The sequence below is a fragment of the Mycobacterium sp. genome (assembly GCF_032162605.1).
Lineage (GTDB): Bacteria > Actinomycetota > Actinomycetes > Mycobacteriales > Mycobacteriaceae > Mycobacterium.
On the sequence record NZ_JAVROT010000620.1, the window covers coordinates 1 to 12089 of the forward strand.

At 67.0% G+C, this 12089-nt stretch carries 8 protein-coding genes and 1 pseudogene; 4 read left to right on the forward strand and 5 right to left on the reverse strand.

Annotation, left to right across the window (positions count from 1 at the left end; genetic code table 11):
- The 3 genes from QOI01_RS35560 to QOI01_RS35570 form a co-directional block, all read right to left on the reverse strand.
- On the reverse strand, positions 1-392 hold a 392-nt coding region (locus tag QOI01_RS35560), incomplete at its 3' end, for an MFS transporter (protein ID WP_526388853.1).
- A 36-nt stretch (positions 393-428) separates the two neighbouring features.
- Entirely contained in the window at positions 429-1151 is a 723-nt protein-coding gene (locus QOI01_RS35565) for an enoyl-CoA hydratase/isomerase family protein (protein WP_526388855.1), read from the reverse strand.
- 1 nt (position 1152) lies between these two features.
- Positions 1153-2688, reverse strand: coding sequence for an aldehyde dehydrogenase (locus tag QOI01_RS35570; protein ID WP_526388857.1), 1536 nt, complete (start codon positions 2686-2688; stop codon positions 1153-1155).
- Between the two features lie 164 nt (positions 2689-2852).
- Between QOI01_RS35570 and QOI01_RS35575 the strand changes: the two genes are divergently transcribed.
- Positions 2853-3563, forward strand: a complete 711-nt coding sequence (locus QOI01_RS35575; protein ID WP_526388859.1) for a GntR family transcriptional regulator — start codon at positions 2853-2855, stop codon at positions 3561-3563.
- Here QOI01_RS35575 and QOI01_RS35580 read toward each other — a convergent pair.
- Together QOI01_RS35580 and QOI01_RS35585 are read right to left on the reverse strand one after the other, a co-directional pair.
- Entirely contained in the window at positions 3560-3742 is a 183-nt protein-coding gene (locus tag QOI01_RS35580) for a 2-oxo acid dehydrogenase subunit E2 (protein ID WP_526388867.1), read from the reverse strand. The genes QOI01_RS35575 and QOI01_RS35580 overlap by 4 nt on opposite strands.
- A 33-nt stretch (positions 3743-3775) precedes the next feature.
- The gene (locus QOI01_RS35585; protein WP_526388861.1) at positions 3776-4279 is read right to left on the reverse strand and encodes a DUF2505 family protein; all 504 of its coding nucleotides are present in this window, start codon (positions 4277-4279) and stop codon (positions 3776-3778) included.
- Positions 4280-5154: 875 nt separating this feature from the next.
- Between QOI01_RS35585 and QOI01_RS35590 the strand changes: the two genes are divergently transcribed.
- The 3 genes and pseudogenes from QOI01_RS35590 to QOI01_RS35600 all read left to right on the forward strand — a co-directional run.
- Positions 5155-5391 carry an MbtH family protein gene (locus QOI01_RS35590; RefSeq protein WP_526388863.1) on the forward strand — a complete coding sequence of 79 codons (237 nt, stop codon included), beginning with the start codon at positions 5155-5157 and terminating at the stop codon, positions 5389-5391.
- Between the two features lie 53 nt (positions 5392-5444).
- The gene (gene pks2, locus QOI01_RS35595) at positions 5445-11729 is read left to right on the forward strand and encodes a sulfolipid-1 biosynthesis phthioceranic/hydroxyphthioceranic acid synthase (protein WP_526388865.1); all 6285 of its coding nucleotides are present in this window, start codon (positions 5445-5447) and stop codon (positions 11727-11729) included.
- A 20-nt stretch (positions 11730-11749) separates the two neighbouring features.
- Positions 11750-12089 (forward strand): annotated as a pseudogene (locus QOI01_RS35600) (condensation domain-containing protein); the annotation flags it as partial.

Genomic DNA, 12089 nt, shown 5'->3' on the forward strand with positions numbered 1-12089 from the left:
GGAAGCTCGACGCCGGAACCGATTCCGGCGATGAACCGGAACGTCACGAACTCCGCGTAGTTGACCACCACCACCGACAGCGCAGTGAACACCGAGAACAGCAGCACGCCCGTGATCAGGACCCGGACCCGGCCGACGTAGTCGGCGACCACGCCGAAGAAGATCGCCCCGACGGCCCAGCCGGTCAGGAAGATCGTGACGGCGAGGCCGCTGTAGAAGGTGGACGGTTTGCCCAGCAGGTCGGTCGTCGCGGGCCCGGCAACCTGGGTGAAGAGGCTGTAGTCGAATCCGTCGAGCGCCCAGCCGAGCGTCGTCGCGACGAGGACGCTCCACTGGTAGCGGCTGATGCCCGAGTGCCAGGCCTGGCCGGTGTCGGTAGGGGCAGTGGTCATGGTTGGCTCCTTCGCCAATTGCCAGCGTGCTCGGGACTATTCGGTTGGTCTGGCGGTTTCGCCTCGGCGCAGCGCACCGACGACGAGCCGGTCGATGCTGAGTTCGAGGGCCTGGTCCTCGTCCAATGGCCGGAACGCGCGCAGCATGTCCTTGATCTCGCCGTGGATCCGCGGGTTCCGGGTTCGCAGCGCGTCGACGCGCGCCTGCACGTCCTTCGCGAGCGCCTCCTGGGAGCTGACGACCTCGTTGAGCAGGCCCAGCTCGAGTCCACGGGCTGCACTGATCGGCTCGCCGGTGGCGGTCAGCCAGAAGGCCTGCCGTTCACCGACGATGCGCGGCAGCCAGGCCAGCACGAGAGCGGGCGCCAGGTCGATGCCCACTTCCGGGAACCACAGCGAGGCGCCCGAAAACGCCACTGCCACATCGCAAGCCGCGAGCAGGCCCACGCCGAATCCCGCGGCGTCGCCGTGCACCTCGGCAACGGTCACCAAGGGCGTGTCCCGCAGCGCGCGGTGCAGGCCCACCAGTGTCCGGCTTTCCGAGCGCAGCTCCCCCGGGGTGCTGCCCGCCCGCTCCCGGCCCAGACAGAACACCTCACCGGCGGCCCGCAGGCGCAACACGTGGGCGCCGGACGGCGGGGACAGCAGCAGTTCGGTGAGTTCGGCGCACAGGCCGACGGTCAGTAGGTTGTCCGGCGGCCGGTCGATGACGACCTGGAGCACGCCGGGGGCAGGTGACGAGGACACGAGTTCGCCCATGTCAGTTCAGCCGATCCGTTGCGACGCCGCCGTACCAGTCGACGTCGTCGGGAGCGGTGCGGATGGTGACCGCGCGGACATTCGTGAAGTCGTTGAACGACTCCCAGCCACCCTCGCGTCCCACCCCGCTTTCGCGGACGCCGCCCCACGGCGACGACGGGTCGAGCCGGTGGTGGTCGTTCACCCACACCATGCCGGTCTCCAGCTGAGCCGCGACGCGGTGTGCCCGTGCCACGTCCCGAGTCCAGATCGACGACCCGAGCCCGTAGTCCGAGTCGTTGGCGAGCACCACGGCCTGCGCCTCGTCCTCGAACGGAATCGCCACGACCACGGGACCGAAGATCTCCTCGCGCGCGATGCGCATGTCGTTGGTAACGTCGGCCAGCACGGTCGGTTCGATGAAGAAGCCGCCGGGCAGACCGGGTACGTCCGCCGCGTGGCCGCCCGACGCGAGCCGCGCCCCGTCGCGCAGCGCGCCGTCGACGTAGCCGAGGATCCTGTCCTGGGCACGCTTCGAGATGACCGGCCCGAGTTGGGTCGTCGGGTCCGCCGGGTCACCGATCCGGATCGTCGCGGCGACCTTCGAGAGCTCGGCGACGACGTCGTCGTAGATGGTCCGCTGAATCAGCAGCCTGCTGCCCGCGATGCAGGTCTGGCCGGCGCCGACGAAGCCCCCGAAGGCCGCACCGCGTGCCGCGACGTCGATCGGGGTGTCGTCGAAGATCAGCACCGGTGACTTCCCGCCCAGCTCCAGGGTCGCCTTGGCGAACCGCTGGGCGGTGGCGATCGCGATGGCCCGGCCGGGCTCGGTGCCGCCGGTGAAGACGGTCTTCTTGACCAACCGATGTCCGGTCAGCGCCGCGCCCGCCGTCGGCCCGAGGCCGGGGGCGACGTTCAGTACCCCTGGCGGGATGCCTGCCTCGAGCGCAATCTGACCGAGCAACAGCGCGGTCAGCGGCGTCTGCTCAGAAGGCTTGAGCACCACGGTGTTTCCAGTCGCGAGGGCCGGCGCGAGGCTCTTTGAGGCGATCATCATGGGGTGGTTGAAAGACGAGAGGATGCCGACCACGCCGAGCGGGAACCGGCTGGTGTAGGCGTGGTAGTCGCCGCGCAGCGGCACCACGGAGGTCCGGTCGGCGAGCAGCAGTGCGGCGTTGTACCGGTACCACTCCGAGAGCCGCGTGATCTGCGCCTTGGTTTCGGTGATCGGCCGCCCGTTGTTCCTGGTCTCGAGTTCGTAGAGCTCGGCCATCCGCGCCTCGATGCCGTCGGCGAAGCGGTTGATCAACCGTGCGCGATCGTGGATCGGCATGGTGCGCCAGGTCCCGTTGCGAAACGTGTCGTGCGCGTTGCGGACGGCGTCGTCGATGTCCTCTTCGCTGGCGCCGGACACCTCGGTGAAGACCTCCCCCGTCGCGGGATTGGTCACCGGAATGGGCGCGGCCCGTCCTTGCACGACGCGACCGCCGATGAGCAGTCCGGTGGGCAGCGGTACGCGGGGGTCCTCGCCGGTGGCGAGGGGCGCAGTCAAGGTCATGGCGATCTCCAAATCGGTATACCGAAATACTATTTGGTACACGGATAACGGTAATCAGGTGTGATCTGGAACGCAAGGCATACCGTTGCGCTCGGATAGACTCGATTCGCCGGGCCAGTAGACCGGGTGCCGGCGCAGTCGGACCACCAGCAAAATGAGGGCAGATGGCAGGAGAATCGTCCGCGGGCCGGTTGACCCGGGATCTGCGTCAACGAATGTTGAGCGGGGAACTGCGGCCCGGCACCCGGCTGTCGCAGCAACGGCTGGCCCAGGAGTACGACGTCAGCCGCATGCCGGCCCGCGATGCCCTGCAGGCGCTGGCCAGCGAAGGACTCGTCGACGTCAGCGCCACCACCGCCGTGGTGCGGCGGCTGTCGGTGCCGGAGCTGCAGGAGCTCTACGAACTGCGCGAGGCGGTCGAACCGATGCTGACCCGACTAGCCGTGCCCAACGTCGGCCGCGCCGAACTCACGCGGATGAAGGTGCTGCTGGAACGGATGGAGGCCGGCCCCGAGCCTGTGCAGTGGCTGGAGTGCAACACCGAATTTCATGCGCTCGTCTACACGCGCGGCCACCGCCCCCGGATGATTCAGATGACCGAGCAGCTACGCAGGCTCACCGATCGCTACCTCTACCTGCACGTCGGGGTATTCGGCGACATGGGCCACCTGCACGACGAACACCGCGGCATCTACGAGGCGGTGAGCCGAGGTGATGCCAACGCCGCCGCGGACTTGACTCGCGCGCATCTGGCGACCTCCCACGAGTTCATCCTCCGGTTCCTGCTCGACTGCGAACACAGCTCGCTGGAACCCGAAAGGGAGCCCGCCGAAACGTCTTTCGGCATCGTCGGCGCCGGCGGTCTGATCGGCTAGCCGGGGCCGTCCACATCCCTGACTAGGCGAGCAGGCGCAGCGGCCCCCGGGATCGCTGACTGCGGCGGATTGATGATGGCGGCGAACTCCTCCACTCCGTACGTCCCGAGGTTCGTCACGGTGATGCTGCCGCCCTCCAGGTCAAGCCGGACAAGGCCCCCGGCCGGCCATTCGATGATCTGACCTCGCCGCTCCCTTGCGTTCGTCCGGCGTCAGGCGTGCACCTCGATCCACTTCGTGGTGAACCGCAGCATTTCGGGAGTCTCTTCGACCATCTGGCGACTCAAGATGGTCTCGAGCGCGCCGCCGACAAACGGGATCTTGAACTTCACGGTGCCGGAGCATTTCAGGCGCGAGCCGTTGTCCGCGGGCGCCATCATGACCGTGCCCACCCCCGACCCAGGTATCCCCCGCGCCTCGGTGCGGACCTCCCCGCACACCCCGACGCCGCGGACCAGCCTCCACGTCTCGTCCTGCACGATCTCCAGATCGCGGGGGTAGAGCTTTCCAAACGGTTTCGGCAGCAAGGCGTTGCGCAGATCGTGGACGACGACGAGTTGCACGACGCCGCCTGCGCCGACGTCGAAAGAGTCGAGCCTGCCGTTGCCGCCGTAGGCTGCCAGCCGCGCCAGCCAGTAGTCCTCCTCGGAGAACGCGCCGTAAATCTGTTCGACGCTCACCGAGGATTCGACTGAGCAGTCGAACGACCGTGGCATGGTGAGCACGATATCGCCGTCACCGCGGGGCAGGGGTCGCTTCAGCGAACCTGTCGGGGACGCATGTCGACCTCCGTCACGACCGAGATCACCGGCCTACACGGTCGAGCGTTCCCAATGGCGGCACCGTCCTGAATGTCGCCCCGGACGAGATGGCTGAACCGCTGCATAGTTTGCTAAATCTGTTAGAATTCGGAGAGTTTCTCGCTGAGCGCTGCCGAAAGTCGGACCACCGCTAGCCAAGGCCAATATGTCGGGCATCGTCGAGCGGGGGCCACCCGCGACGGCAGTGAGATCGCACGCCGGGATGGCCCGCTCCGTCTCGTCGAGGACGGCCCCGGCATTGCCCGGTCCGACAAGACTTCCCTCACCCAGCAGGGACCGTCGTGCCGATTTGCGCACACCGTGCCTACGGATCGCAACGGCAACCGGCTGGTCCGATTCGCGTTCTAGTGCTTTGCTCGCGACGGAAGTCGGCACGGTTCGGGCCACAGCCGAAGCGACGACCGGCTGCGCGGCGCTGAGCGCGAACGGCATCGCCATCACCCCGACTGGGATGAAACACGTGCCCCGCCACCATGTTTCACCATGAGTTGGTAATCCTGCAGCGTGGCTCACAGCGGTTGCCATACGACGGGCGCCGTAGTGCTTGCAGGTTCACGCATCTCCGGATCGATGCGGGCCTTGCTGACCGCACCACACCCGCACCCCCCGGATCGCGCGCAGTCGGGCCGGTGGGGACGAATGCAAGCCGGTCGGTTCACCCGACCCGATGCTGACGGTCGAGACAATTTTAACTAAACCCCGGATTTGCGACGCTGACCTGCAGTACGTTCAGGTCGGTTCCACGCATCTCGGAGGCTTGGGGGAAACCGATGAGCAACAAACCGTTCGACGACGACAGTGTCAGCTTCCTCGTGTTGGTCAACGACGAGGAGCAACACAGCTTGTGGCCGATCTTTGCCAAAATTCCCGCCGGCTGGCGCGCGGCCTTCGGAGAGGCCGATCGCGCCGCCTGTCTGGACTACATCGAAGAGCACTGGACCGACATACGGCCGCGGAGTCTGCGCGACAGGCTGGCCGAACGGGCATCGAGTAGTCAACCGGGTTGATTGGGGGCGGTCGGATGGAGCGTTCTGACCGAGCACACGCGGGTGAGCCCGCCATGAACCACGCAGATGGCACTTCGGTCGCCGTCATCGGCATGGCCTGTCGGCTTCCCGGGGGCATCGATTCTCCCGAGCAGCTGTGGGAGGCCTTGCTGCGCGGCGACGACCTGGTCACCGAGGTTCCGCCCGACCGATGGGACGCCGACGACTACTACGACCCCCAGCCAGGGGTACCGGGGCGATCGGTGACGAAGTGGGGCGGGTTCCTCGACGACGTCGCCGGGTTTGATTCCGACTTCTTCGGGATCAACGAGCGCGAGGCCACCGCGATCGACCCGCAACACCGGCTGCTGCTGGAAACATCGTGGGAGGCCATGGAGCACGCCGGGCTCACTCGGGAAGCGATGGCGGACTCGCTGACCGGTGTGTTCGTGGGCTTGACGCACGGCGACTACCAACTGCTGGCCGCCGATGCGCACGCCGTGGAGGCACCGTATGGCTTCACCGGTAGCAGTTTCAGCCTGGCGTCCGGGCGGATCGCGTACGCCCTCGGGCTCCATGGTCCCGCGCTGACCGTCGACACCGCCTGCTCGTCTGGCCTGACCGCGGTGCACCTGGCCTGTCACAGCCTGATCGACGGTGAGAGCGATCTTGCCTTCGCCGGTGGCGCCGCCGTGATCCTGGATCCGCGGAAGTTCGTCGCAGGCTCCGCGGAGGGCATGCTGTCGCCCACCGGAAGATGTCATGCGTTCGACGTCGCCGCGGACGGGTTCGTGTCCTCCGAAGGCTGCGCCGTGTTCTTGCTCAAGCGTTTGCCCGACGCACTGCGCGACGGCGATCGGATTCTGGCCGCGATCCGCGGCACTGCTGCCAACCAAGACGGCCACACCGTGAACATCGCCACGCCATCGGTCACCGCTCAGACCGCTGTGTACAGGGCGGCCTTGGCCGCTGCGGGCGTCGACGCCCGCAGCATCGGCATGGTCGAGGCGCACGGCCCCGGCACCCCGGTGGGTGACCCGATCGAATACGCCAGCCTGGCCAACGTCTATGGCATCGAGGGCCCCTGCGCGCTGGTTACGCTGAAGACGAATTTCGGACATGCCCAGTCGGCCGCCGGAGCACTGGGCCTGATGAAGACGGTCCTGGCCCTGCAGCACGGAGTGATCCCCCGGAATTTGCACTTCACCCGGCTGCCCGACGAGATGGCCCGAATCGACACCAAACTCTTCGTGCCGCAGGACCTCACACCATGGCCGACCAATGGCCATCATCCGCGCCGGGCGGCGGCCTCGTCGTACGGGCTATCGGGAACCAACGTGCATGCCGTCGTGGAACAGGCACCGGAACAGCTAACCAATGCAGCTGTCACCCCCGAGGACTTCTCAGTCGAATCGTCGTTGACCGCGCCACTGCTGTTCCCGCTGTCGTCCAGCTCGGTCGACGAACTGCGCCGTACCGCAGGCCGACTGAGCGACTGGGTGGCTGCACACGAGGATGTGGCCTTGCTGGATCTGGCCTACACCCTGGCGCGCCGGCGCGGGCACCGACCGGTCCGCACCGCCCTCATTGCGAGCAGCCGGCCAGAACTCACCGAGGCGCTGCAAGAGGTCGCGGACGGCGATACGCCGCATCAGGCCGCGGTCGGGCAGGGCGACAGGGGGCCGGTGTGGGTGTTCTCCGGACAGGGTTCGCAGTGGGCTCAGATGGGCGCCGAGCTGTTGGCGACCGAACCGGTGTTCGCCGCCACCGTCGCGGCGGCCGAGCCACTGATCGCTCTCGAGTCGGGGTTCTCGGTGACCGGGGCGATGACCGCGACGCACATCGTGAGCGGCATCGACCGGATCCAGCCGACGCTGTTCACCATGCAGGTCGCGCTGGCCGCCACCATGCGCTCCTACGGTGTGCGCCCGGGCGCGGTCATCGGGCATTCCCTCGGTGAGGCCGCCGCAGCCGTCGTCGCCGGTGCACTATCGCTGGAAGATGGACTCCGCGTCATCTGCCGGCGTTCGCGGCTGATGTCTCGCATCGCCGGCGCCGGTGCCATGGCATCGGTGGAACTGCCTGCCCGGCAAGTGCTTTCGGAACTGTTAAACCGCAGCATCAACGACGCCGTGGTGGCGGTCGTGGCCTCGCCGCAGTCGACCGTGATCGGGGGTGCCACCCAAACCGTTCGAGATCTGGTCGCGGCCTGGGAGCAGCGCGACGTGATGGCCCGCGAGATCGCCGTCGATGTCGCCTCACACTCTCCCCAGGTCGATCCGATCCTCGACGAGCTGACCGACGTGCTCGCAGACCTGCACCCGATGACACCGGAAGTTCCGTTCTACTCGGCGACCCTGTACGACCCACGTGAGCAGCCGGTGTGCGATGCCGGTTACTGGGCGGACAATGTGCGCCACATGGTGCGGTTCGCCCCCGCGGTACAGGCCGCCCTGGAGGATGGCTACCGCGTCTTCGCTGAGCTGGCGCCCCACCCGCTGCTCACCCACGCGGTCGAGCAGACCGCCCGCAGTCTCGACATGCCGATGGTCGCTCTGGCAGGCATGCGCCGCGAACAAGCGCTGCCACACGGGCTCCGTGGCTTCGTGGCGGATCTGCACAATGCGGGCGCCGCAGTGGACTTCTCCGTGCTCTACCCGAACGGGCGGCTGGTGGACGCACCGCTGCCTACCTGGACGCACCGTCGGCTTCTCTTGAGCCGCGATGATCAGGAATCTCCGACGCACGGTGGTTGCACCGTTTCAGTACATCCGCTGCTTGGCGCGCACGTGCGCTTGCAGGAGGAACCGGAGCGCCACGTTTGGCAGGCCGAGGTCGGCACCGCGGCCCAGCCCTGGCTGGGCGATCACCGCATCCGAAATGTGGCCGTACTTCCAGGGGCGGCCTATTGCGAGATGGCGCTGGCGGCCGCGCGCACCGTGCTGGGAGAGTCCTCTGAGGTCCGTGACATCCGCTTCGAGCAGGCGCTCTTGCTGGACGAGCAGACCACGGTCGGCGCATCGGCGACGCTGTCATCGCCGGGCGTCGTCGACTTCAGCGTGCAGACCAATCAGGGGGGCGAACAAGCGCGGCAAGCCACCGCGGTCCTACATGCTGCAGAGGATGAGCACCCTCCTGCTCACGACATGTCCGCGCTACTGGCCGCGCACCGGCACCGCGAGGACGGCGCCGAGGTGCGCAAGCGCCTGGTCCGGCGTGGGGTTCAGTACGGTCCGGCGTTCAACGGTCTCGTCGTGGTGCACACCGACGAGGGAGAAACCGACACCGTTTTGGTCGAGGTCGCGCTACCCGGCCAAATCCGATCGCATCAAGATGCCTACGGCGTGCACCCTGCGCTGCTGGATGCCTGCTTTCAGTCCGTGGCGGCCCATCCGAAGGTCCAGGCGCTGGGCGAAGATCTGCTGGCGTTGCCGTTGGGCCTCCGCCGACTCCGCTCCTACGGTGCTGCCCGCCGCGCCCGCTACTGCTGCACCCGGGTGACGAAGGCCGATACCTCCGGCATCGAGTCCGACCTGGACGTGCTCGACGCGCACGGGGCAGTCCTGCTCAGCGTCCAGGGGCTGCGATTGGGCACGGGAGCATCCGAGGGCGGCCACCACGATCGGGTGCTGGCCCAGCGGCTGCTGACCATCGAATGGTCGCGACGGGAATTGCCCGAGGTGGAACAGGCCCACGCCGGAACCTGGCTGCTGATGAGTACCACCGCCACGGACATGGTGGCCACCACGTTGACCGACTCCATGAAAAGCCTTGCTGCGCAATGCACCACCATATGCTGGCCACAGCAAGCCGACCACGCCTCGAACGCACAAGAGCTTCGAAGTCAACTACGCGGGGGTGGGTTCACCGGTGTGGTGGTCCTCACCGGACCTGGAAACGGCGAAGCCGACGACCAATCTCCGCTGCTGGGCCGCGAGCATGTCAAGCATCTGGTGCGTATCACCCGTGAATTGTCGGAGATTCCTGGCCAGCTCCCACGCCTATATGTCGTCACGCGCAACGCCCAGACCGTAGTGGCCGGAGACGTTGCCAATTTGGAGCAGACCGGGCTGCGGGGTTTGATGCGGGTGATCGGCACCGAACAGCCGCACCTGCGCGCCACTCAGATCGACGTGGACGAGGGCACCGATGCCGAGCAGCTGGCTCGGCAACTGCTCGGTGGGTCGGAGGAGGACGAGACCGCTTGGCGAAATGGGGCATGGTATGTGGCGCGGTTGTCCCCCGCTCCGCTGCGCCCCGAGGAGCGCCAGTCCACCCTCGCCAGCCACGAGCGTGACGGGATGCGTCTGCAGATCCGTACACCCGGCGATCTGGAGACGATGGAACTCATTGCTTGCGAACGGGTTCCGCCGGGTCCCGGGGAAATCGAGGTTGCCGTCAGCGCCTCCAACATCAACTTCGCCGACGTGCTGGTTGCGTTCGGCCGGTACCCCGCCTTCGAGGGCCGCCTACCCCAGCTGGGAACCGATTTCTCCGGGGTGGTGACCGCGGTCGGAGCAGACGTGACAGAGCACGTGGTAGGCGATCATGTCGGGGGTCTGTCCGGAGACAGCTGCTGGGGCACTTTCATCACCTGCGATTCGCGCCTTGCGGTGAAGCTGCCCGCCGGAGTCTCCGACGACCAGGCGGCGGCGGTGCCGACCGCGCACGTCACCGCCTACTACGGTCTGCGGGAGCTTGCTCAGATCAAGGCAGGTGACAAGGTCTTGATCCACTCCGCCACCGGAGGGGTGGGGCAGGCATCGATCGCGATCGCCCGCGCCGCGGGTGCCGAGATCTTCGCGACCGCCGGAAGTGAGCAACATCGACAACTGTTGCACGACATGGGCATTAAGCACGTCTACCACTCGCGAGGCCTAGAATTCGCCGATCGGATACGCCAGGACACCGAGGGGTACGGCGTGGACATCGTGCTCAATTCGGTCACCGGCGCCGCCCAGCGCGCGGGCCTCGAACTGCTGGCGATCGGTGGACGCTTCATCGAAATCGGCAAGCGCGACATCTACGGAGACACCCGACTCGGACTCTTTCCGTTCCGACACAACCTTGCGTTCTACGCCGTCGACCTAGCGCTGCTGTCGTACAGCCAGCCAGACCGCGTCCGAGACTTGTTGACCACGGTGTACCAGCTCATCGCCGACGGCGAGCTGCCGGTCCCGGAGAGCACGCACTACCCACTTGCCAACGCCGCCACCGCAATCCGGCTGATCAGCGGCGCCCAGCACACAGGCAAACTCGTGCTGGACATCCCTCACACGGGGTGCAGTCGCGTAGCGGTTCCGCCTGCGCAGGCTCGAGTCTTCCGCCACGATGGCGCCTACCTCATCACCGGTGGACTTGGGGGTCTTGGCCTTTTCCTGGCGGGAAAGATGGCCGCTGCCGGCTGCGGCCGCATTGTGCTGTCCTCGCGCTCGCAGCCAACGCGCGAGGCGCTGGAGACGATCGAGCTGATCCGCGCGAGCGGCGCCGAGGTCGTGGTGGAATGCGGTGACATCGCCCAACCGGGCACCGCACAGCGGTTGGTGGCCAGCGCTACCGCCACCGGGCTTCCGGTCCGCGGGGTGCTGCACGCCGCGGCGGTGGTCGACGACGCCACACTGACCAACATCACTGACGATCTCATCGACCGTGACTGGGCACCAAAGGTTTACGGTGCGTGGAATCTGCACACCGCTACCGCCGACGAGCCGTTGGACTGGTTCTGTTCGTTCTCTTCGGCGGCCGCGCTGGTGGGCTCGCCCGGGCAGGGAGCCTACGCCGCCGCCAACAGCTGGCTGGACGGCTTCACCCACTGGCGACGGGCCCGGGGCCTCCCAGCCACCGCGATCGGTTGGGGCGCCTGGGCGCAGATCGGGCGCGCTGCCGCCCTCGCGGAACGCACCGACGTTGCCATCGCTCGCGACGAGGGCGCTTACGCGTTCGAAGCACTGCTGCGCCACGACCGCGCCTACACCGGCTATGCGCCGATCACCGATACTCCCTGGCTGACCGCCTTCGCCCAACACAGCCCCTTCGCCGAAGCGTTCCGCTCCACCGGACAAAACCCAACGGACACCAGCGAACTGCGTTCCGAACTCAACGGGCTGCCCCTGGACGAATGGCCCAACCGGCTGCGGCGACTGATCTCCGATCAGGTCAGCCTGATTCTGCGACGCAGCGTCGATCCCGACCGGTCGCTCTCCGGGTATGGCCTGGATTCGCTGGGCGCGCTCGAACTGCGTACCCGCATCGAGACCGAGACGGGCATACGCATCACGTCCGCCGACATCACCACAATCAGCATCCGCGGTCTGGCGGGATTGCTGTGCGAAAAGCTGGCGCCTGCGGAAGCCGTCTGACATCGATGGGGCGCGATTCGATGGAACTCGGTGACCAGGTACTTCCGCTGACGCGCGGACAGCTGGATATTTGGCTTGCGCAGGCAACCGGTCGCTTTGGTACGGAGTGGCAGCTTGGCCTCTTCGTGAGAATCGAGGGCCCGGTACAACGCGATCCCCTCGAGTGGGCGATCCGCCGCGCGCTGAAAGAGGCCGAACCAGTACGGGCCGCCTTCTTCGAGGAGGACGGTCAGGTTTTCCAGAGGGTGATCGATCACCCGAATGTTGAACTGGCCTTTCACGACCTGAGCGGCTCACACGATCCCGTGCAGGAAGCCCATCAGATAGCGTCGTCGATCCAATGCGCGCCAAAGCCGCACA

Coding starts and splice junctions, on each gene's coding strand:
- QOI01_RS35565 (WP_526388855.1), bottom strand. CDS start 1,151: ATGGGCGAACTCGTGTCCTCGTCACCTGCCCCCGGCGTGCTCCAGGTC.
- QOI01_RS35570 (WP_526388857.1), bottom strand. CDS start 2,688: ATGACCTTGACTGCGCCCCTCGCCACCGGCGAGGACCCCCGCGTACCG.
- QOI01_RS35575 (WP_526388859.1), top strand. CDS start 2,853: ATGGCAGGAGAATCGTCCGCGGGCCGGTTGACCCGGGATCTGCGTCAA.
- QOI01_RS35585 (WP_526388861.1), bottom strand. CDS start 4,279: ATGCCACGGTCGTTCGACTGCTCAGTCGAATCCTCGGTGAGCGTCGAA.
- QOI01_RS35590 (WP_526388863.1), top strand. CDS start 5,155: ATGAGCAACAAACCGTTCGACGACGACAGTGTCAGCTTCCTCGTGTTG.
- pks2 (WP_526388865.1), top strand. CDS start 5,445: ATGAACCACGCAGATGGCACTTCGGTCGCCGTCATCGGCATGGCCTGT.